18 protein-coding genes, 1 tRNA gene and 1 pseudogene are annotated in these 20,030 nt (G+C 65.5%); 8 read left to right on the forward strand and 12 right to left on the reverse strand.

Annotation, left to right across the window (positions count from 1 at the left end; translation table 11 throughout):
* Positions 1–8 precede the first annotated feature (8 nt).
* The gene (gene fliI / locus ACVMB0_RS36705; RefSeq protein ID WP_461349333.1) at positions 9–1,334 is read right to left on the reverse strand and encodes a flagellar protein export ATPase FliI; all 1,326 of its coding nucleotides are present in this window, start codon (positions 1,332–1,334) and stop codon (positions 9–11) included.
* Between the two features lie 367 nt (positions 1,335–1,701).
* Here fliI and ctrA point away from each other — a divergent pair, with 367 nt between their 5' ends.
* Entirely contained in the window at positions 1,702–2,403 is a 702-nt protein-coding gene (gene ctrA, locus ACVMB0_RS36710; protein WP_016848562.1) for a response regulator transcription factor CtrA, read from the forward strand.
* Between the two features lie 63 nt (positions 2,404–2,466).
* Here the strand turns inward: ctrA and ACVMB0_RS36715 are convergent, their stop codons facing one another.
* The 3 genes from ACVMB0_RS36715 to ACVMB0_RS36725 all read right to left on the reverse strand — a co-directional run bounded on the left by ACVMB0_RS36715 (position 2,467) and on the right by ACVMB0_RS36725 (position 5,661).
* Positions 2,467–4,059 carry a S53 family peptidase gene (locus ACVMB0_RS36715; protein ID WP_461349334.1) on the reverse strand — a complete coding sequence of 531 codons (1,593 nt, stop codon included), beginning with the start codon at positions 4,057–4,059 and terminating at the stop codon, positions 2,467–2,469.
* A 10-nt stretch (positions 4,060–4,069) separates the two neighbouring features.
* A complete protein-coding gene (locus ACVMB0_RS36720) occupies positions 4,070–5,257 on the reverse strand; it encodes a hypothetical protein (RefSeq protein WP_456753003.1) in 1,188 nt (395 codons plus the stop codon).
* A gap of 86 nt (positions 5,258–5,343) precedes the next feature.
* The gene (locus tag ACVMB0_RS36725) at positions 5,344–5,661 is read right to left on the reverse strand and encodes a hypothetical protein (protein WP_461349335.1); all 318 of its coding nucleotides are present in this window, start codon (positions 5,659–5,661) and stop codon (positions 5,344–5,346) included.
* Positions 5,662–5,812: 151 nt separating this feature from the next.
* On the opposite strand from ACVMB0_RS36725, the gene ACVMB0_RS36730 reads away from it, so the two are divergent.
* Genes ACVMB0_RS36730 through ACVMB0_RS36740 form a run of 3 tightly spaced genes read left to right on the forward strand, consistent with a single transcriptional unit; the run spans position 5,813 to position 7,853 of the window.
* On the forward strand, positions 5,813–6,217 hold the full coding sequence (locus tag ACVMB0_RS36730) for a DUF350 domain-containing protein (protein ID WP_074132099.1): 405 nt from the start codon (positions 5,813–5,815) through the stop codon (positions 6,215–6,217).
* A 16-nt stretch (positions 6,218–6,233) separates the two neighbouring features.
* Entirely contained in the window at positions 6,234–6,665 is a 432-nt protein-coding gene (locus tag ACVMB0_RS36735; protein WP_461349336.1) for a hypothetical protein, read from the forward strand.
* A 30-nt stretch (positions 6,666–6,695) separates the two neighbouring features.
* Positions 6,696–7,853, forward strand: coding sequence for a glutathionylspermidine synthase family protein (locus tag ACVMB0_RS36740; RefSeq protein ID WP_461349337.1), 1,158 nt, complete (start codon positions 6,696–6,698; stop codon positions 7,851–7,853).
* Positions 7,854–8,030: 177 nt separating this feature from the next.
* Here ACVMB0_RS36740 and ACVMB0_RS36745 read toward each other — a convergent pair whose 3' ends face one another.
* The 6 genes from ACVMB0_RS36745 to chpT form a co-directional block, all read right to left on the reverse strand.
* Positions 8,031–8,903, reverse strand: coding sequence for a CheR family methyltransferase (locus tag ACVMB0_RS36745; protein WP_461349338.1), 873 nt, complete (start codon positions 8,901–8,903; stop codon positions 8,031–8,033).
* Positions 8,900–10,066 carry a protein-glutamate methylesterase/protein-glutamine glutaminase gene (locus tag ACVMB0_RS36750; protein WP_461349339.1) on the reverse strand — a complete coding sequence of 389 codons (1,167 nt, stop codon included), beginning with the start codon at positions 10,064–10,066 and terminating at the stop codon, positions 8,900–8,902. The genes ACVMB0_RS36745 and ACVMB0_RS36750 overlap by 4 nt, the downstream gene beginning before the upstream one ends.
* 75 nt (positions 10,067–10,141) lie before the next feature.
* The gene (locus tag ACVMB0_RS36755; protein WP_021081912.1) at positions 10,142–10,507 is read right to left on the reverse strand and encodes a response regulator; all 366 of its coding nucleotides are present in this window, start codon (positions 10,505–10,507) and stop codon (positions 10,142–10,144) included.
* 54 nt (positions 10,508–10,561) lie between these two features.
* Entirely contained in the window at positions 10,562–11,032 is a 471-nt protein-coding gene (locus ACVMB0_RS36760; RefSeq protein WP_461349340.1) for a chemotaxis protein CheW, read from the reverse strand.
* 13 nt (positions 11,033–11,045) lie between these two features.
* The gene (locus ACVMB0_RS36765; protein WP_461349341.1) at positions 11,046–13,775 is read right to left on the reverse strand and encodes a hybrid sensor histidine kinase/response regulator; all 2,730 of its coding nucleotides are present in this window, start codon (positions 13,773–13,775) and stop codon (positions 11,046–11,048) included.
* Positions 13,776–13,979: 204 nt separating this feature from the next.
* Complete coding sequence (gene chpT, locus ACVMB0_RS36770) at positions 13,980–14,627, reverse strand: histidine phosphotransferase ChpT (RefSeq protein ID WP_456752995.1); 648 nt, start codon at positions 14,625–14,627, stop codon at positions 13,980–13,982.
* A 151-nt stretch (positions 14,628–14,778) separates the two neighbouring features.
* On the opposite strand from chpT, the pseudogene cysQ reads away from it, so the two are divergent.
* Positions 14,779–15,608, forward strand: a pseudogene (cysQ, locus tag ACVMB0_RS36775) (3'(2'),5'-bisphosphate nucleotidase CysQ).
* On the opposite strand, the gene ACVMB0_RS36780 reads toward cysQ, so the two are convergent.
* Entirely contained in the window at positions 15,609–16,073 is a 465-nt protein-coding gene (locus ACVMB0_RS36780; protein WP_461349342.1) for a YHS domain-containing (seleno)protein, read from the reverse strand.
* 153 nt (positions 16,074–16,226) lie between these two features.
* Between ACVMB0_RS36780 and ACVMB0_RS36785 the strand changes: the two genes are divergently transcribed.
* From ACVMB0_RS36785 to ACVMB0_RS36795, 3 genes are all read left to right on the forward strand, one after another.
* The gene (locus ACVMB0_RS36785) at positions 16,227–16,832 is read left to right on the forward strand and encodes a DUF1134 domain-containing protein (protein ID WP_050420523.1); all 606 of its coding nucleotides are present in this window, start codon (positions 16,227–16,229) and stop codon (positions 16,830–16,832) included.
* A gap of 164 nt (positions 16,833–16,996) precedes the next feature.
* Positions 16,997–18,280 (forward strand): hypothetical protein, encoded by a 1,284-nt coding sequence (locus ACVMB0_RS36790; RefSeq protein ID WP_461349343.1) that lies wholly within the window; start codon positions 16,997–16,999, stop codon positions 18,278–18,280.
* Positions 18,281–18,390: 110 nt separating this feature from the next.
* Positions 18,391–18,465 (forward strand) — tRNA-Val (locus ACVMB0_RS36795).
* Between the two features lie 772 nt (positions 18,466–19,237).
* On the opposite strand, the gene ACVMB0_RS36800 is transcribed toward ACVMB0_RS36795, so the two are convergent.
* A complete protein-coding gene (locus ACVMB0_RS36800) occupies positions 19,238–19,510 on the reverse strand; it encodes a hypothetical protein (protein ID WP_461349344.1) in 273 nt (90 codons plus the stop codon).
* Positions 19,511–20,030: the final 520 nt, after the last annotated feature.

Consider the following 20,030-nt stretch of genomic DNA (forward strand, 5'->3'; position numbering starts at 1 on the left):
TGACAAAGTTAGCGTTCCGTTTCCAAACCCGACAGGATTTGAGCGAGTTGCCGGTAGCCGTCGCCGAGGCTGGTCGCCTCCTCCTTGGCCTGGCGCAGATAGGCCTCGAGCGGCTCATGCAGCCGGATCGCCTCGTCGACCTCGGGGCTGGAACCCGGCCGGTAGGCGCCGAGCCGGATCAGTTCCTCCATGTCGGCGTAGGTCGCCATCACCTGCCGCGCCTTGTTGATGAAGGGCAGGAAGTTGGGATCGGCCGATTTCGGCATGGTGCGCGAGACCGACTTGAGGATGTTGACCGCGGGGTAGCGGCCGCGCTCGGCGATCGCCCGCTGCATCACGATATGGCCGTCGAGGATGCCGCGCACCGCGTCGGCGATCGGCTCATTGTGATCGTCGCCGTCGACCAGCACCGTGAAGATCGCGGTGATGGTGCCGTTGCCGGTGCCCGGCCCCGCCCGCTCCAGAAGCTTCGGCAATTCGGTGAACACGGTCGGCGTGTAGCCCTTGGCGGTCGGCGGCTCGCCGGCCGAGAGCCCGATCTCGCGCTGCGCCATCGCAAACCGCGTCACCGAATCCATCAGGCACAGCACGTCCTGGTCCTCGTCGCGGAAATACTCGGCGATGGCGAGCGTCAGATACGCTGCCTGGCGCCGCATCAGCGCCGGCTCGTCGGAGGTCGCGACCACCACGACGGAGCGCGCCAGGCCCTCCTCGCCGAGATCCTCCTGGAGGAATTCCTGCACCTCGCGGCCGCGTTCGCCGATCAGCCCGATCACCGAGATCGCGGCATCGACATTGCGTGCCAGCATCGACAGCAGCACCGACTTGCCGACGCCGCTTCCGGCGAAGATGCCGAGCCGCTGGCCGCGGCAGCAGGTGAGAAAGGTGTTGAGGCCGCGGACGCCGAGATCGAGCGGCGGACCGACCCGCTTGCGCGAATGCGCCGGCGGCGGCGAGTTGCGGTAGGACATCGGCGAGGCGCCCTGCGGCAGCGGGCCCTTGCCGTCGATCGGCTCGCCCATCGCGTTGACGACGCGGCCGAGCCAGGCGGGCGACGGCCGCACCTGGCTCGCCGCATTGGCGATCACGGCGCGGCAACCGCGCCTGACGCCCTCGAGCCCGCCGAACGGCATCACCACCGCGTTCTCGCCGGAGAAGCCGATCACCTCGGCCGGGATGAAGCGGCCTGCGCCGACGTCGATCACGATGCGGGCACCGACCGACATCGCGTGAATCGGGCCGGCGATCTCGACCATGAGGCCGCGGACGCCGACCACGCGGCCATATATATTGACGCCGTCGATGTCGCCGATCTGCTCCGCGAGCGCCTTCATTGCGAAAACCTTAAGTTTCCGCGATTTTGCTCCAGCCGCTTAACTTCGTGTTTACCCGCATCATTAATCATTGCGTCACTGTCTTTGGTGACTGAGGTCGCTTGCCCATCAGAAGAAGGGCGAGTCGCGAGAGTCGGTTAGGCCCGGCTCTTAATGTGGAATCTGAACGGGCACGGTTAGGAAAAGCTTCTTCTACGCAATATCTTAGGGCGATTCGACAAAAATTGCACGGTTAGAGCTTGCGTGAAGGAATCAGTTTTTGTTAACCATATCTCGTCAGGATCCGAATCAGTTGTTCAAAGGCGTTTTGTGAGTGCCGCAAGTGCGGCCGACCTGACGCCCGGAGCGGCGACTATAGGGGACTGGCATGCGCGTTTTGCTAATTGAAGATGATAGCGCCGTCGCGCAGTCGATCGAATTGATGCTCAAATCCGAGAGTTTCAACGTCTATACGACGGACCTCGGTGAAGAAGGCGTCGATCTCGGCAAGCTTTACGACTACGACATCATCCTGCTCGACCTCAACCTGCCCGACATGTCCGGCTACGACGTGCTCAAGCAGCTCCGGGTCTCGAAGATCAAGACCCCCATTCTGATCCTCTCGGGCCTCGCCGGCATCGAGGACAAGGTCAAGGGTCTCGGCGTCGGCGCCGACGACTACATGACCAAGCCCTTCCACAAGGACGAGCTGGTTGCCCGCATCCACGCGATCGTGCGCCGCTCCAAGGGTCACGCCCAGTCGGTGATCCAGACCGGCGATCTCGTGGTCAATCTCGACACCAAGACGGTCGAGGTCGGCGGCCAGCGCGTGCACCTCACCGGCAAGGAATACCAGATGCTGGAGCTGCTCTCGCTCCGCAAGGGCACCACGCTCACCAAGGAAATGTTCCTCAATCACCTCTACGGCGGCATGGACGAGCCGGAGCTGAAGATCATCGACGTCTTCATCTGCAAGCTCCGCAAGAAGCTCGCCAACGCCTCCGAGGGTCGCAACTTCATCGAGACCGTGTGGGGCCGCGGCTACGTGCTGCGCGAGCCGCACGAGGCCGACGAGCGCATTCCCGCCTGATGCTTTCTACAGCAAACCTCCTCAACCCCGCCGCAAATGGCGGGGTTTTTGTTTGTGCCGATGTCACGCCACCGGGATCGCGCTCAGGGCGGCAAGCAGATCCGCTCCCTTGGGAACGCCGAGCCCGGTGCAGGCGCTCCAGCCGGGACCTGCATCGTAACCCTTGCCGCCGACGCGGTTGTTGCCTTGCTGGACCGCACGGAAAGCGCCGGGGTTGGCATAAAGCGCTGAATTGAGCATGCCGATCTGCGCGCCGCGCGCGGCGACCGCGATTGCGACCAGGGCCGCCCATAGTGGTGTCGCGGCGCTGGTCCCGCTCATCGCCATCGCCTGTCCGTTGACGATGATGCGATAGCCCGGGTTCGCCGCGGCGGCGCAAGCGACATCCGGGACGCCGCGCCTGACGGCGCCGTCGTTCTGCGACGTCGGCAGCGTCAGATGCGACTGATAGTCGGGGACGGGATAGGCGTCGCTGATGCCGCCGCCGGTGCCGATCGCGCCGGCATTCCAGACCGCCTCCGCCGCGCCCGACGCTGCACCTTGGGCAAGCCCGGGCTGCGTGCCGCCGCAGCTCGTCGCATAGGGGCTTGAGGCGGGAAACCAGACATGGAGCTTGCCGTCGGTCAGGCCGCTGGTCGCAAGCTGATCGCCGCTGGCGAACAGCACGCTGACGCGCAAGCGCGCCGCATCGGCCAGCACGGCCTGCATCGCGTCGCGCCCCGGCGCGGTCCAGAATTTCTCGGCGCTGCCCCAGCTCACCGAGATCACCTGCGGCGCGTGCACGTCGTCGAACACCGCCCGATGGATCGCGTCGGTGAGGCCGGCGGCGGAGTTCTCGGCGAAGTAGACCACGATCCTGGCCTTCGGCAGCAGCCCGGCGAGCACCTGGAGATCGAGCGCGAGCTCCTGATCGGCGACATCGTTGCTGCCGAGACCGCCGTTGCCGGCCTCCGGCACGTTGACGACATCGGGCGGCTGCCTGTTCATGCCGGCCAGCGCCATCGCGAGGTCACTCTCGAGATAGCCGCCGCCGAGCGCGACGATGCCGACGCAGATCGACGATACGTCGCGATCCAGCGGAATGCCGTAGCGGGCCGCGATGTCGGTCGGCCACAGCCCGTCGCCGCCGCCGGTGTCGGCCTGGGCCCGCGCCAGCGGCGCTCTGGCCCGCAGCGACCGCAGCGGCCGCTGATCGAAGCCGAGGATGGCGCGGGTCCATGGCGCGATCTCGGCAGGCACGGTCAGGCCGCCGACGCGCGCACGGAACTCGCGCGTGCCGTCGCGATAAATCCGAAGCGTCGCGCCGAAGATCTCGGCCATCTGCCGCGCGGTGCCTTGCAGTTCGACCGTGCGCGCGACCGGATCGCTGCGGCCGACAATCAGCCTCCGCGCTTTCGCCAGCCGCACGATGCGGGCGATCGCGGGGGCATGGCTGCGATGGCGCTGCGTCGCAAGCTGGCGCCGGGTGACCGGCTTGGCGAGCCGGGCGAGGTCACCGGCGCTGCCGGGCTGAAACGCGTCCGGCGTGCGCCGCTTCACATAGACCACGATCGAGATCGGCTCATCGGGATCGACATCGCCGACCAGCGTCGCGCCCTCAGGCGCGGCGCGGTTGCTGCCGGCCAGCGGAATCCTGCGTTCGCGCGAGCCCGCCATCGGTGCGGCCTCACTTGCCCGCGCACGGGCTCGGCTGCGCGGGTGTCTGCGTATCGTCATAGGCGCAGAACGGGATGGACCAGACGAAGTCCGCCGCGGTCGCGATCCGCGTGAGGCCGGGCTTGCCTTCGAAGATCGGCGGCTGGCCCGAGAACTTCCAGTACCATTCCGGCAGCAGCGGCCCGAGCGGCGCGACCGGGCCGTTGGGGCCGAACGACAGGAAGCCGGCCTGCGACGATGGCGTGCCGTCCGCCTTGAAGGCCGCCCGGCCGTGGCAGGTGATGCAGGACGAGGTCGCGACGAAACCGTCCTCGGTGACGGAATTGCCGAGCCTGATGTCGAGCCCGACATTGTCGACGAAGTCGGCCTGCGAACCCTTCAGGCAGTAATTGCCGTAGACGGGATCGATGTCCGCGCCCGACAGCATCGCCGTCAGCGCCGATGTCTTCGCGCAATCCGGATAGCCCTGACCGGCGGTGCGGTTCGACGGCACGAACGCGGTCTGCGCGCCGAAACTGTCGCGACAGCCGATGATGTCGCAGCGGCCCGGATTGAAGCGATGCTCGAATGTCGCCCAGGTCCAGTTCGGCACCTGCTTGCTGATCACATGCATCGAGACCAGCGCGTATTGCACGCCGGCCGCGCTGTTGACGTGATAGAGCTGCGGCACCTGCGCCGCCGTCACCTTGTTGTTGGTGAATTGCGGGATGTCGCTGACCGGCACCCAATTGCCCTTCACCTCGATGGAATCGACCGGGAACGACAGCGCCTTGCCGAACGCGGCCTTCACGCCCGACAGCTTGTAGAGGTTGTTCTGCACGATGAAGTCGAAGGTCGGCTTGTTGTGACGGGTCTCCTCCATCTGGCCCTGCCCGGCGCCGGGCGGCAGCGCCGGCAGCAGGCCGCCGCTCTGCTGCACGCCTTCGCGCGCCACCTGCGGCAGGATCGGCGGGCGCAGCACCAGCGGCGTCGCGGCTGCCGGAAACTGCGGATTGGGCTGGAACAGATCGGTGTCGCTCGCCCAGGTCTCGAATGTCGAATTGCTGCCGCCGGCACGGGTGTTGGCCTGGATGAAGAGTTGCCAGGCGACCTGGTCCGGCGCGGTCATCGCGGGGTTCGGCGGCGATTGCGCCGCGGCCGGCAGCGCGGGAAGCAGCAACAGACCACAGACGAGCAGCGTGTCGATCGACCTTCTCATCTTGCTCTCCACATCCGGTTCAAAAAAGCTTGGGGTTCAAGAAAGCTTGGGGTTCAAGAAAGCTTGGGGTTCAAGAAAGGTTGGGCTCAAGGTTGGAATCCGTCCCCTATCCAGCTCGCATAGATATCGAGCTGTTCCTGCGACCAGCGGTGACCTGGCGGCATGAAGCCGGACGACAGTGCGGCGAAGACGCGGCGTGCATTGGCGTGATCGGCAAAGTCGTCATTGCCGGCCGGGTCGCCCATCCAGTCGGCGTCACTGATCCGAACGCCCTTCGCCGCCATGCAGGCGATGTCGCCCGGTCGAAACATCGGGAGGATGTCGTTGCCGAAGCTGGTCGTCATGGCGATCACCGTGCCCATTCGCGACATGAACTTCTGGTTGCATATCGTATAGACGACCATCGCAGCGGCCGCTGTGAAGCGGCTCACACCGCCGCGCAGCAATTTTTCCGTGGCTCGCCACCGGAGCCCACAGGTCACATCGAACCGAAGCTTCGCGAACCGCGACCAATCAGCTATAGGATGGCGATCTAGGGCAATTCGGGCGCATCACATGATCCTGCAATCCCTCGCCGGCCTGCCGGCGTTCCTGGTCTATTTCTGCACGGCGCTGATCGCCGTGGTCGCCTATTTGTTCGTCTACACGCGCGTCACCCCGCACGACGAATTCCAGCTGATCCGCGACAATGATTCCGCGGCGGCGATCGCGCTGGGCCTCAGCCTGCTCGGCTTCGTGCTGCCGGTGGTCAGCGCCATCGCCCACTCGGCCAACGTGATCGACTGCCTGATCTGGAGCATCATCGCGCTGATCGTGCAGATCATCGTCTATTACATCGTGAAGATCCCGGTGCCGAACCTGTCGGCGCGGATCGCCTCCGGCGAAATGGCGGCGGCGATCTGGCTCGGGCTGTCCTCGCTGGCGGCGGGCGCGCTGAACGCGGCCTGCATGATCTACTGAGCCGTTGAGCCGAAGCATGGCGCGCAAACCCAACCCGGAATTCGGCAAGCGGCGGCCGATCGTGCCGGCGGTGCCGCCGCGGCCGGATCAGCCGTCCAAGCGCTCCAACCATGTCGCGCTGCTGATCATGGGCACGCTCGCGGTCGGCGGCAGCGCCTATGCGCTGATGCCGCGGCAGAATTGCCAACCCGTGCAGCCGACGCCGCCCGGCGTGACCGCACCGGGGGTCACCGCGCCGGTGCCGCCGCAACCCGGTGCCGATTGCGCGCCGCGCAGTTCATCATCCGGGTCGGGCGGCGGCGGCAGCAGTTCGTCACGCAGCAGCTTCTACAGCGGCGGCTCCTCGTCGAGCGGCGCGTCATCCTCGTCGAGCTCGTCGTCAAGCTCGTCAGTGAACCGCGGCGGCTTCGGCTCGTTCGCGCATGCGTTCGGCTTCGGTGGCGGCTGATGCGAAGCTGACAAACATCACGGTCCCCTCATGCAACGCATCGCATGCCCCGAACGCGACGATTGGCAGGCCTCCGCCGAAAACGCCGGCTTCACCTTCCATACCATCGACGGCGAACGTTACTGGGACGAGCGCGCCTATTACGCCTTCACGCTCGACGAGATCGAGCGCGACATCGAGGCTCCGACCGGCGAGATCGATGCGATGTGCCTCGAGCTCGCCGGACGCGCGGTCAAGGATGAACAATATCTGCGCCGGCTGAAGATACCGGAGGCGTATTGGGATCTGATCGCGGCGAGCTGGCGCCGCAAGGACCCGAGCCTGTACGGCCGGCTCGACCTCAAATTCAGCGGCAGCGGCCCGGCCAAGCTGCTCGAATACAATACCGACACGCCGACCTCGATCTTCGAGGCCGCGGTGTTTCAATGGACCTGGCTCGAACAGGCGATCGAACGCCACATCATCCCGAAGCGCGCCGACCAGTTCAACTCGATCCACGAGCGGCTGATCGAGACCTGGAAAACGATCGGCGCCAACCATCCGCTGCATCTCACCGGACTGACCGGCAACGCCGAGGACGCCGGCACGCTCGCCTATCTCGAGGACACCGCGGCGCAGGCCGGGCTGAAGACCACCCTGCTCGACATCGAACAGATCGGGCTGCGCAGCGACAATCAGTTCGTCGACCTCGACGAGATCCCGATCAGGCTCGCGTTCAAGCTCTATCCGTGGGAGTGGATGTTTCACGACGCGTTCGGCAAGAATCTATCGACCGCACCGACGCAGTGGATCGAGCCGCCGTGGAAGGCGATCCTGTCCAACAAGGGCATCCTGCCGCTGTTATGGGAGATGTTCCCGAACCACCCCAATTTGCTGCCGGCCTATTTCGAGGACGACCCGCAGGCCGCGCAGCTCGGCAGCTCGTTCGTGCGCAAGCCGATCTATTCGCGCGAGGGCGCCAACGTCGAGCTGGTCAGCGCCGGCCTCACGCTCGTGGTTGAGCAAGGCCCCTACGGCGCCGAAGGCTTCATCCGCCAGGCGCTGGCGCCGCTGCCGAATTTTTCCGGCCAGTATCCCGTGCTCGGCAGCTGGCTGGTCGACCACACGCCGTGCGGGCTCTCGATCCGCGAAGACGAGAACCCGATCACCGGCAACACCTCGCGCTTCCTGCCGCACGCGATTTTGTGATTCATGTTCGTGGAAACGAAGGCAGCTTTTTCACCGTCATCCTGAGGAGCCGCGAAGCGGCGTCTCGAAGGATGCACGGCCCGGCTGGTGGCCGTCGATCCTTCGAGACGCGCGCAAGTGCGCGCTCCTCAGGATGACGGAGCAGACAGCACCGGGCTCGTAGGTCGGAAGATGGGGCTAGCGCGCCGCAGACGCGACCGCCTTCAGCGCATGAACCGCGGCGCCGGAGCGCGCGACCGGGACGATGCTCGGCTGATAGAGCCCGCGCCGGTCGGGATAGGGCTTGAACAGGGTCGTGATGCCGACCACCGATTCCGCCGCGCCGAGCGCCAGCACGCCGTCGGGCTCGAGCATTCGTGCGATCTTGCCGAAGATCGCGGCCTTGGTGCGCTGATCGAAATAGATCAGCACGTTGCGGCAGAAGATCACGTCGAAGGTGCCGAGATGCGAGAGGTCGCCAAGCAGGTTGAGCTGGCGATGCTGCACCATGCCGCGGATGTCGGCGTTGAGCTGCCAGTGCTCGCCCTGCTGCATGAAGAACTTCACCAGCAGCTGGATCGGCAGGCCGCGCTGCACCTCGAACTGGCTGAACAGGCCGGCCTTTGACTTCTCCAGCACCGCCTGCGACAGGTCGGTGGCGACGATCTCGATGCGCCAGCCGGCGAACAGCGCGGTCATTTCCTTCAGCAGCATCGCGATCGAATAGGGCTCCTGCCCGGTCGACGACGCCGCGCACCAGATGCGAAGGCTGCGGCGCGCGGCGCGGGCCTGCGCAAGTGCCGGCAGCACGGCGTCCTTCAGATGGTCGAACGGGATCTTGTCGCGAAAGAAGAAGGTCTCGTTGGTGGTCATCGCTTCGACCACGTCAGACGTCAGCGCCTCGGCGCCGCCCTTCAGCCGCTGCACGAGCTCGGCAATGCCGGCGAGGTTCGACCGGCGCGCCAGGGGCAGCAGGCGGCTTTCGACGAGATATTGCTTGTCGGCGGACAGATCGAGGCCGGAACGCTCTTTCAGCAGCCTACGCAGATACTCATAGTCCAGCGGCGTCACGACCGGTCTCCGGCAAACACGCGAACAAGCTTCGGTGCGATCTGATTGAGCGGCAGCACCGCGGCGCAGATGCCGGCATTGACCGCAGCACCGGGCATGCCCCAGACCACGCTGGTCGCTTCGTCCTGCGCAATCACGCTGCCGCCGGCGGCGACGATGTCCTTGCCGCCGCGCATGCCGTCGGAGCCCATGCCGGTCAGGATCACCGACATGATGCTGCCCTGCCAGACATCGATCGCGGAGGTGAACATCGGATCGACCGCGGGCTTGCAGAAATTGACCGGCGGCCCGTCGTCGAGCGCGATCACCGCATCGATGCCATGGCGCGCGATGCGCATGTGACGTCCGCCCGGCGCCAGATAGATCCGGCCCGGCTTGATGCTCTCGCCGTCGATCGCCTCATGCGCCGGCCGCTTGCTGGCGCGCGCCAGATGCTCGGCAAGAATGGTGGTGAAGGTCGGCGGCATGTGCTGGGTGATCAGCACCGGGACGCGGTCGATCACCGGACCGATCTCCGCGACCAGCGACATCAGCGCCTGCGGGCCGCCGGTCGAAGAGCCGATCAGCAGCACCTTCGGTGCCAGCAGGCCGAACGAACGGCGCGCGATCGGAGCCGGCGCGACATGCGGAGCCGCGGGCGCCACCGTGCGCACCTTGTCGTGAACGGGCGCGAGCGGTGGGCTTGCCGTGGTGTGCGCGGTGCTGCGGCGCACCTTGGCGCCGAGATGCCGGATCTTCTGGATCAGGTCGTGGCGGAAGATTTCCGCGGCGGTAGCCTCGCGCGTGCTCTCCGGCTTTGGAATGTAATCGGCTGCGCCGAGCGACAACGCCTTCAGGCTGATCTCCGCGTTGCGGCGGGTCAGCGTGGAGGCCATGATGATGACGAGATCGCGCTTCTTCGCGAGCAGCTGCGGCAGCGCCGAGATGCCGTCGAGATCGGGCATCTCGATGTCGAGCACCGCGACATCGGGATTGATGCGCTCGAGCTGGTTGACGGCGTCGAGGCCGGTGCGCAGCGAGGCCACGACCTCCATGTCGGGCTCGGCACCGATCCAGCGCGAGATCATCCCGCGGATCACCACGGAATCGTCGACCACCATCACCCGCACCTTGTCGGTACGGGTCGAGGTCGGGACCGCAGAACTTGTCAACGCAACACTCATGACTTCACCAGCGACGCAACACGACGCACAACAACCGTTGAGCCGAAGGCTTCTGCCGCCGGATCGAACAGAAACCTAAATGAGCCCGACTTCCTGGAACTTCGCGGTAACGATGTCCCGGTCGAACGGCTTCATGATGTATTCATTGGCACCGGCATGCAGCGCGCGGGCGATATGCGCGACGTCATTCTCGGTGGTGCAGAACACGACCTTGGGCTGATCGCCACCGGGCATGCGGCGGAGATTGCCGAGAAACTCGTAGCCGTCCATGACGGGCATGTTCCAGTCGAGCAGCACGGCTTCGGGCATCGCGCGCTTGCAGGCTTCGAGCGCCTTGGCGCCGTCCTCGGCCTCGACGATCGTGAAATCGAGCCCTTCCAGGATACGGCGGGCGACCTTGCGAATGACGCTTGAGTCATCGACTACAAGACAGGTTCTCATCTGCGACCTCACCTTCCTCATCCCCGGTGGGATGTTCAGTTCTTCAGTTTTTGTTCACGCCGCCTTGGCGTCGGGCACCAGTTCGAGCACGCGATCGACATCGAGGACGACCATGAGCTGGCCGTCGAGGCGGTGGACGCCGCCGGCGAGCTTGGCCATGCGGGGATCGAGGTTGACCGGATTGTCCTCGCGGCCGTCGTCGGGCAGCCGCAACACCTCGCCGATCTGGTCGATCAGCAGGCCATAGGATTCGCCGCGCTGGTCGACGCCGACCGCCATCGGCGGCTGGCCGTCATCGGCCTTCGGCAGCCCGAGCCGGGCGCGCATGTCGACCACGGTGACGATGCGGCCGCGCAGGTTGAGCACGCCGGCGATCTCGCTGGACGACAGCGGCACCCGCGTCAGCCGCTCCGGCATGAACACGTCCTGAACGCGCGAGATCGGCAGTCCGAACAGCTGGCCGCCGATGACGGCGGTGACGTATTCGGCGACCGCGCCTTCAGTTGTTTCGGTCTTGCTGGTCATTGGTTTGTTTCCCTCAAGCGGCCCGACGCATCTCGGCGGTCTGCTCTTTCAGCGCCGCGATCAGCCCGGGACGGTCAAACTTGGCCACATAGTCGTGGAAGCCGGCCTGCCGGCCGCGCTCGATCGCCGCCGGCGACACCATCGCCGACAGCGCGATGATCGGCAGCTGGTTCAGATTGTGGTCAGATCGGATGTTCTCGGCGAACTCAAAGCCGTTCATCTCGGGCATCTCGATGTCGGTCAGCACGACGTCGAAGGCCTGCCCCGAGCGCAGCGCGGCAAGGCCCTCCTGCGCATTCGGCGCGGTCCTGACCTTGTAGCCGGCAGCCTTCAAGACCGGCGCCAGCATGTTGCGGAAGAACGCCGAGTCGTCGACCAGCAGCACCGACTGTGCCGACGCCGACGGGCGCATCTCCTTGCGCGAGAACCAGTCGGCGAACGCCATCGGCAGGAAGTGGCCGACGTCGATCACCTCGGTGGCCTGCCCCTTGATCACGGCCGAGCCCAAAATGCCGTCCTGGCCGCCCGCGACCTCGATATTGAGCCGCTCCTCGACGATGTCGATGATCTCGTCGACCACGAGCCCCATCGAGCGGCCGTCATCGGCGAACACCAGGATCGGCTGCGCGCCCTGGCTCTGCACCTCGACGCCGGCCATCTGCACCAGCGGCATCAGCTGCTCGCGGTACTGCACCATGTAGCGGCCGTTGCTGAGCTCGATCTTGTCGGTGGCGATCTCCTCCAGCCGGGTGACGAGGCCGAGCGGCACCGCCTTGGGCTGCGAGGAGCCGGCGCGGAACACCAGCAGCGAAGTCAGCTGCTCGCCGCTTGCGGCATGGGCATTGGCGCTGTCGTCGGCCATGTCATGGGCCGAGGAGCCGGAGGCGCCGAGCGCCTTGGCGATCCCGTTGGGGTCGATGATCATGATCACGGCGCCATCGCCCAAAATGGTGTTGCCGGAGAACATGTCGATGTGCCGCAGCTTCGTGGACATCGGCTTGACCACGATCTCCTCGGTGTGGAACACGCCGTCGACCACGATGCCGAAGGTCTGGCTGCCGACTTGCGTGACCACGATGAAGCCGTTCTCGGCATCTGACGTGGTGGCGCCGTCGTCGATCTTCAGCAGCTTCTTGAGATGGATCAGCGGCAAGAGCTTGTTGCGCAGCCGCAGGACCGCGGTGTCCTTGATCCGCTCGATGCGGTGCTCGGAGTTGGCGCGGGCGCGCACCAGCTCGACCACGGAGAGCTGCGGGATGGCAAAACGGTCGCCGCCGGCTTCGACGATCAGGGCGGAGACGATCGCCAAGGTCAGCGGGATCTTGATGGTGACACTGGCGCCCTCGCCGGCCACGCTCTTGATGTCGATGGTGCCGCCGATCTGGTCGATATTGGTGCGCACCACGTCCATGCCGACGCCGCGGCCGGACACCGAGGTCACCTGCGCTGCGGTCGAGAAGCCCGGCGCGAAGATGAACTTGTGGATCTGGGCTTCGGTCATCTTCTCGAGCTCGGCCTCGGTGACGAGGCCGTTCTGGAGCGCCTTGGCCTTGATCCGCTCGGTGTTGAGGCCGCGGCCATTGTCGGCGATGCAGATGATGATGTGACCGCCTTCGTGATAGGCGGAGAGGCGAATGGTGCCCTGCTCCGGCTTGCCGGCGGCGAGGCGCTCGGCGGTGGTCTCCAGCCCGTGGTCGGCGGAGTTGCGCACCATGTGCGTCAGCGGATCCTTGATCAGGTCGAGCACCTGGCGGTCGAGCTCGGTGTCGGCGCCGTGCATCTCCAGCTCGATCTGCTTGCCGAGTTCGCCGGAGAGGTCGCGGACGATGCGCGGCAGCTTCTGCCAGGCATTGCCGATCGGCTGCATCCGCGTCTTCATGACGCCCTCCTGCAGCTCGGCGGTGACGTTGGAGAGCCGCTGCAGCGGCACCTTGAACTCGGTGTCCTCGTTGCGCCTGCTAATCTCCAGCAGCTGGTTGCGGGTCAAGACCAGCTCGGAGACCATGGTCATCAAATGTTCGAGGGTGTCGACATTGACCCGGATCGACTGGTTGGCGATCTTGTCGCCTTCCTGGACGTCGGTCTCGGCGGCCGCCTTGCGGGCCGGCTTCTTTGCGGCTTCCGCGGGCTCGGCGACAGGTGCCGCGGCCACCGGCTTGGCAACCGGCGCCGATGCGGGTGCAGTCACTTCGGTCTCGGTCTCGCGGAAGGCGCGCTCGAGCTCGTCGAGCGAGACCTCGCCCGGACGCAAGGGGCGCTCCAGCGTCTGCACCACCAGCGTGCCTTCGGTCATTGCCGCCTGCACCGACGGGGCGTCGACCACCGGCACATCTTCTTCGGCGACATCAGCAGCCGCCATTGCGGCCATGCCGCGATCGACCATGGCCTCGAGCTGATCGATCAGGTCGCGGTCATTGCCTTCAGGCTCGGCTTCGGTTGCCTCGAGCCCGGCCAGAATCTCCTTGATGCGGTCGATCGAGGACAGGATCAGCGTCACGGCTTCGGCCTTCACCGGCATGCCGTCGCGGAATTTGCCCATCAAGGTCTCGCCGGCATGCGCCAGCGCTTCCAGCCGCGGCAGCCCCAGGAAGCCGCAGGTCCCCTTGATGGTGTGCACAAGGCGGAAGATATTATCCAGGATCTTCGCGTTGTTCGGATCCTGCTCGAACTGCACCAGCTGGTTGTCGACCGTATCCAGGCTCTCGCTGCTCTCCGTCAGGAACTCGCGCAACAGATCGTCCATGAAAACCAACCTTCGAAAAACGCCGAAAACGCAGGCGGCGCGCGACATCGACGCGCCTGACGGAACCGAGGTCAGCTTCTCCGCAAAGCGTTTAAGTTTGGTTGAGTAATTGGAAAAGAACGGGATCAACAAAGAGATAAGGCCGCACGATTGAATCGCGCGGCCGGTCGTAACCTTTGATTAATGATCTCCGCGCGGCCGCGTTCAGGCCGCGGCGACAATGACCTTGTCGCCGTCGAGCGTGAGCGTCACCTTGAGCCCGCAGGCTTCCGCCAACAGGCGCGTGTAGTATGGCTGCACCGCATGCGCATCGACCGTGTTCGCCGAGGTCCCGCTGAGGATATCGACGATGTTCTGCGGCACGCGGGCATTGAGCCCGGCGGACGTGATCCGGAAGATCGTCGCGTCACCCTCGCCGACCGGATCGACGGTGAGCGTGCCGCCGCGCGGGATGGTCTGCTGTGCGACCACCAGCATGTTCAGCAGCAGCTTGACGCGATTCTTGGGCAGCAGCAGCCGCGGCAAATTCCAGACCAGCGTGACCTTGCCGTCCTCGATGTGCCCCTTCGCCATGTTCTGGGCGTCGCCGAGATCGATCTGGGCGCCCGAGGAACCGGCTGCGCCGAACGCCAGCCGGCAGAACTGCAACCGGGCCGACGCGGTCTTGGCGCTCTTGCGGATCAGATCGAGCGCGAAGTCGCGATCTTCCGGCTTCGGATTGTCGTCGAGGACCTCAAGCCCATTGACGATCGCGCCCACCGGACTGATGAGATCGTGACAGACCTTCGAGCACAGCAGCGCTGCGAGCTCGAGCGCATCGGGAGCGGGACCGGGAGACGAAGTGCCAGACATCAATTGTTTCCTGGAAAGCCGCACGCCGACCGAGGAGTGCGAATCACGCATGCCTGTCGGCTTGATACACCGCGCAGACGGATGCTGCCAGCTTGCGGCGGGACTGGCATCATGATCTCAGGGGAAGACGAACAGGATATGAGACCCGCTCATGAATAAGGCACAATCGGCCACCGTCGACTGCGACAAGGCCGCCACGCTGCTCGGATCGCTGACCGAACTGGTGATCCGGGCCGGTGAGGCGATCCTCGCGGTCAACCGTTCCGCCATGCAGGTCACCGGCAAGAGTGACGGCTCGCCGGTCACCGAGGCCGATCTCGCCGCCGACCACATCATCGTCGAGGGGCTGACGCGGCTGGCACCGCATGTCTCGCTGCTGTCGGAGGAGCGCGTCCATCTGGCGACGCCGCCCTACAAGGACAGTTTCTTCCTGATCGATCCGCTCGACGGCACCAAGGAGTTCGTCGCCGGCCGCAATGAATTCACCGTCAATGTGGCGCTGGTCACGCACGGCGTGCCGCTGCTCGGCATCGTCGGTGCGCCGGCACTCGGCTTGATCTGGCGCGGCATCGTCGGCAAGGGCGCCGAGCGGCTGACGCTCGAGGGCAATCAGGTTTCGCAGATCGCGCCGATCAAGACCCGTCGCTGTCCGCCGCGCGGCGCGCCATGGACGGTTGCGGTCAGCCGCTCGCACGGCGATCCCCGCACCGAAGCCTTCATCGACCAACGCGGTGGCGCGGTCCGCGCCGTGCTCGGATCGGCCGTCAAGTTCGGCCGCGTCGCCGAGGGCGAGGTCGACATCTATCCGCGGCTGTCACCGACGTCGGAATGGGACGTGGCGGCCGCGGTCATGCGGTGATCGTGGCGGCCGGCGGCAAGGTCACCGATTCGAAGGGCAACCAATTGCATTTCGGACTCGGCCGCGAAGACTTTCTGGTGCCCGAATTCATCGCCTGGGGCGACCCGGCCGCGGCGCCGTGATTACTGCGCGAGGCTTTCTTCCAGCTCCGGCCAGCGCGCGGCGGCTTCCTTGAGGAAGCGCGCGGGATCGGCGGCGAAGGCATCGCGGCTGTGTTCCCGGCTGAACAGATAAAGCCTGTTCCCGACCACGGCCCAGAAGCGCGGATTGCCCGCGCAGGTCACGCCCCGCACCAAGTCGGTCGGATCGTAGCCGCCGAACTGCGGGCCATAGATTTCCGGATGCGCCACGAACGAGGCGCGGTTGCCCTCGTTGCGGAAGCGCCAGATCGCGCCGCTGTCGGCGGCCTCGAATTCCGGCCGCCCCAAGGTGGCGGTGGCGTCGGTGAAATAGGCGACGGGATCGAATCCCTCGATCGCCAGACCAGAGTAACGGTTCGTCACCACGCGCTCGGTCGTCGTGGCCTTGACCGGCAAACCGGGGCCGATAGCCGCCAAAATGCCCGCCAACAGGCCGAAAAACGCCATGCCCCGGCACGATCCATATCTTTCCTGCCGTTGTGCCGTCATAGTTGATACCGATAACATCCGAGTCGAGGGGACACTGGGCGCAACCTAGAGCCGTGCCTGTTGGCATCAGGTTAAAGGGCAGCGCCCAGATTTCGATAGCAGGGGTTCTTTATGACTTTCGCATCACGCCTTGCCGCGGTCGCGTTCGCCGCGCTGATGTGCTGGAGCGCAGGGGCGTCCGCGCAGCAGCCCCCACCGCCGCAATATCCGCCGCCGCAGCGTGAGCCGACCCCGTATACTTACGGGCCAGACGAATTGGTCGGCGCCGGACACAAGTTCTTCGGCAACGTCTCGCGCGGGCTCGCCTCGGTGATCGAGCGCGCGGTCAGCCAATGGGGTCTGCCCAACGGCTATGTGCTCGGCGAGGAAGGCTCCGGCGCGTTCGTGGCCGGCCTGCGCTACGGCGAAGGCACGCTCTACACCAAGAACGCCGGCGACCTCCGGGTCTACTGGCAGGGTCCTTCGGTCGGCTTCGACTGGGGCGGCGATGGCGCCCGCACCATGACCCTGGTCTACAACCTGCCATCGACGCAGGCGATCTATCAGCGCTTCGTCGGCATCGACGGCTCGGCCTACATCGTCGGCGGCTTCGGCATGACGGCGCTGACCGCCAACAACATCGTGCTGGTCCCGATTCGCTCGGGCATCGGCCTGCGGCTCGGCGCCAGCGTCGGCTATCTCAAATACACCCCGCGCGCGACCTGGAACCCGTTCTAGGTTACAAGCCCCGCCAGGTTACACACGCCCCCGGCCGGGTGATGCGCCGGAGCGCGCCGGCTCGGTTGGATTCACCTTAACGCGGCAAACGGGCTGGCCTTCGGCCGGCCCGCCGTGGCATTGTGATTAACAAATTCTTTCTTCTGTTCTCGGAGTGATCCTTCATGATCGAGCCGATCATGTACGCGGCGATCGGTTTCCTGATCTCGATGCTGTGTGGCCTGATGATCGTGCCGCTGGTGCATAACCGGGCGGTGCGGCTGACCACGCGCCGCATGGAGGCGGCCACCCCGCTGTCGATGGCCGAGATCCAGGCCGACAAGGACCAGCTCCGCGCCGAGTTCGCGATGTCGGCCCGCCGGCTCGAGATGAGCGTCGAGCAGCTCAAGAGCAAGACCACGAGCCAGCTCGCCGAGCTCGGCAAGAAGACCGATGCGATCAACCGCATGAAGATCGAGCTCGGCGAGAAGAACGCCGCCATCTTCGCGCTGGAGGCGCGCGAGAAGGCGATGAAGGAACAGCTTCGCGCCACCGAGGAAGAATTCGGCGCCAAGAGCGAGCTGCTGCGCAACGCCGAGCAGGCGCTGACCGACAAGCAGAGCGAGCTCGGCAAGATCAACGCCGAGCTCAGCGACCGCGCGATGGCCGCCGACAGCCGCCAGGTCGAGCTCGTCGCGGTGCGGACCCAGGTCGAGGAATTGAAGAACCGCGTCGGCGATGCCGCCAGGGAATTCGCGGCGACCGAAGCGCGCCTCGCCCAGGAGCGCAGCCAGTCGGAAACCGTGACGCGCGATCTCGCCGAGGCGCGCGGCCGGGTCGAGAATCTGAGCCAGCGTGTCACCGATCTCGACCGCCAGCTGATCGCCCAGGTCAAGGAAGCCGAGATGCTCGGCAACCGCGTCACCGACCTGGAGACGCGGCTTGCAACCCAGGGCAAGCTGCTGGCCGAGCGTGAATTCGAGAACAGCCAGCTCAAGCAGGCCAACGCCGCCGCCGAGCGGACGGTGCAGGAGCTGCGCGAGGAGATCGCCGCAGCAGGCGGCGGCAAATCCTCGGTGCTCGAGAAGCTGCGCCAGGAGAAGGCCGCCGTCGAGGAGCAGCTGCGCACAGCCCGCGACGAGCGCGGCAAGCTGCAGCGCGACATCAACGCGATCCAGCAGCAGGCCGAGAGCTCCTGGGCGACCGAGCGGATGGAGAACGCGCTGCTGCGCGAGCGCATCAACGATATCGCCGCCGAAGTCGCCAAGCTCGCGATCCAGCTCGAGGGCCCCAATTCGGCGATCGAGGCGATGCTGGCGGCGGAGCCGACCGTGCCGGCGAAGACCGCCGCCAAGCCTGCCAATGGCGCCATACCCGGCAGCGGCATGCCCGAAGGCGGCGGGACGCTCGCCGAGCGGATCCGGGCGCTGCAGTCCCACGCCTCCCGCGCGCGACAGCAAGGCGCTTGATTTACGCAGGGTTTGGCTTGACACCCCTACCCGGCACTTCGTAAATCGCACGCTCTGACGAAGCGCCACTTTTCGACCGGCCGGCATCGGCCATTGGCACGCCAGATCCCGGACGCATAGCTCAGCGGGAGAGCGTTCCCTTCACACGGGAGAGGTCCAAGGTTCGATCCCTTGTGCGTCCACCATTTAGATCCAGATTTCAAAGACTTAATGGATTGATTCCCTCAGCGTGTGCCCCAAAGAAGTCGGGGCACAACGGGGGCACATCGCTTGCGACACGGCTGGCAAAAACCGCCTCCTGTCCCAGCCGCCGCAATTTCGAGGCCGATCAATGCGCTTGGCTGATCCCTTGGCCAGGCTGCACCTACGAGCCTGCCAGCAGCGTCTTCGGTGCTGTTGCTCAGGCGTCACGCGGGACGAACTGGGTTTTCGCGCGACAGGCGAACTGACGCCGATGCGACGGGAGACCCGCCCGGCGCCCCCGGCGTTCAAGGATTCAATTCCACGGACGACAGGAAGCCGGAAACCGGGTGCGAGCGGTCCCGCCGGCGGTCCGGTTCCGGATCCGCTCCGATTTCCAATCCTTGGAATGCGGGTTCCCAGGATGGCTTCGCGCCGACGCCGAACCGAAGATTCCGGCCGGCCGACACGGCGCCCCCGACGCCCGGCGCGCCGGTCAGGAATCGGCGCATGTGCGCCAAACAGCGTCTTCGCAAGGAGATCGTGAGGAAGGCAGGCGATCGTCGAAGCAGCCGAGAAATCTAGCAGAAAGGACGCTGACCACGAGGATTGAATAGCGCGTGTCCCGAGCTGATCGTTCGCTGGCGCGGTCTCACCGCCTCGCCTTCTTGGGTGGGGATCAGCCGGTGGAAAACGACTCGGAAAACACCAGCCACCCAGCCTGCTGATCGGCGCGCCCCGGCCACTCGTCCTCCGCAGATAGGCCCCTCAAACTCGTCACTCTGGATCTTGCCGGACGAAGACCTGCTGTCCTTTGGGACGCAAGTCGACGATCGGATGCCCCAAGGCAATGCGGAACGCCGTGCGGTCTACACCCATCGCCGCAAAGCAGTCCTCAAGCGTAGTGCTATCATCGACGGCATGGTGCATTGCGGACTCTGAAACTCCCGCGCGCATTGCGTGCCTTAGCAGCTTGAGGACTTCGTCATCGCCTCCCGAGCAGTAGAATTTCAAGCGCATCCTGCCGCGGACGAGATAACAGCCCTTCATCCCGGGCTCCCGATCCGCGGCGCGCTCTACCACGGCGTATCTCGGAATAATGTCCCGAATGTCCGGAGGCAAGCGCTCGCCGTCCTCAGACGGGGAGCCGACGCCATCTGAACCGCGTCCGAGACGCGCCGGACACCGAATCTCTCGATCCAATCGGAGAATGCATTGGCCCAACCCGGGCCGAGCGGCTCGTCGGGCCAAGCCTTGTGGCCCCACATGTCGCGCAATTGACGCGCCGCAGCCCGCCATTCCGGGTTGGATGCCATAGTCGTTCGCCTGTGGACAGACAATTCGAATCGTGTGGAGTCCTACGCCCCGGTGGCTCTCGCGAACCAGCTATGTTCATGCGGATATTGGTAGAAAAATATTTGTTGGGACGGGCCAGCGACTCTTGGATCGGATCGGTGAATTGCGGGGAAAGCGGTTCGACAAGCCCACCGGACGAAACTTCACAGACCGACAGGCGGCGCCCTATCCATCCCAGCCACGTCTATCTTTCAGGGAGATCATCCCGTCGAAC

This window comes from Bradyrhizobium sp. USDA 4451 (assembly GCF_054822585.1).

What these genes read in the sequence shown, in the direction of transcription:
- fliI (WP_461349333.1), bottom strand. Translation starts at nt 1,334, where the DNA reads ATGAAGGCGCTCGCGGAGCAGATCGGCGACATCGACGGCGTCAATATA.
- ctrA (WP_016848562.1), top strand. Translation starts at nt 1,702, where the DNA reads ATGCGCGTTTTGCTAATTGAAGATGATAGCGCCGTCGCGCAGTCGATC.
- ACVMB0_RS36715 (WP_461349334.1), bottom strand. Translation starts at nt 4,059, where the DNA reads ATGGCGGGCTCGCGCGAACGCAGGATTCCGCTGGCCGGCAGCAACCGC.
- ACVMB0_RS36720 (WP_456753003.1), bottom strand. Translation starts at nt 5,257, where the DNA reads ATGAGAAGGTCGATCGACACGCTGCTCGTCTGTGGTCTGTTGCTGCTT.
- ACVMB0_RS36725 (WP_461349335.1), bottom strand. Translation starts at nt 5,661, where the DNA reads ATGGTCGTCTATACGATATGCAACCAGAAGTTCATGTCGCGAATGGGC.
- ACVMB0_RS36730 (WP_074132099.1), top strand. Translation starts at nt 5,813, where the DNA reads ATGATCCTGCAATCCCTCGCCGGCCTGCCGGCGTTCCTGGTCTATTTC.
- ACVMB0_RS36735 (WP_461349336.1), top strand. Translation starts at nt 6,234, where the DNA reads ATGGCGCGCAAACCCAACCCGGAATTCGGCAAGCGGCGGCCGATCGTG.
- ACVMB0_RS36740 (WP_461349337.1), top strand. Translation starts at nt 6,696, where the DNA reads ATGCAACGCATCGCATGCCCCGAACGCGACGATTGGCAGGCCTCCGCC.
- ACVMB0_RS36750 (WP_461349339.1), bottom strand. Translation starts at nt 10,066, where the DNA reads ATGAGTGTTGCGTTGACAAGTTCTGCGGTCCCGACCTCGACCCGTACC.
- ACVMB0_RS36755 (WP_021081912.1), bottom strand. Translation starts at nt 10,507, where the DNA reads ATGAGAACCTGTCTTGTAGTCGATGACTCAAGCGTCATTCGCAAGGTC.
- ACVMB0_RS36760 (WP_461349340.1), bottom strand. Translation starts at nt 11,032, where the DNA reads ATGACCAGCAAGACCGAAACAACTGAAGGCGCGGTCGCCGAATACGTC.
- ACVMB0_RS36765 (WP_461349341.1), bottom strand. Translation starts at nt 13,775, where the DNA reads ATGGACGATCTGTTGCGCGAGTTCCTGACGGAGAGCAGCGAGAGCCTG.
- chpT (WP_456752995.1), bottom strand. Translation starts at nt 14,627, where the DNA reads ATGTCTGGCACTTCGTCTCCCGGTCCCGCTCCCGATGCGCTCGAGCTC.
- ACVMB0_RS36780 (WP_461349342.1), bottom strand. Translation starts at nt 16,073, where the DNA reads ATGGCGTTTTTCGGCCTGTTGGCGGGCATTTTGGCGGCTATCGGCCCC.
- ACVMB0_RS36785 (WP_050420523.1), top strand. Translation starts at nt 16,227, where the DNA reads ATGACTTTCGCATCACGCCTTGCCGCGGTCGCGTTCGCCGCGCTGATG.
- ACVMB0_RS36790 (WP_461349343.1), top strand. Translation starts at nt 16,997, where the DNA reads ATGATCGAGCCGATCATGTACGCGGCGATCGGTTTCCTGATCTCGATG.
- ACVMB0_RS36800 (WP_461349344.1), bottom strand. Translation starts at nt 19,510, where the DNA reads ATGAAGGGCTGTTATCTCGTCCGCGGCAGGATGCGCTTGAAATTCTAC.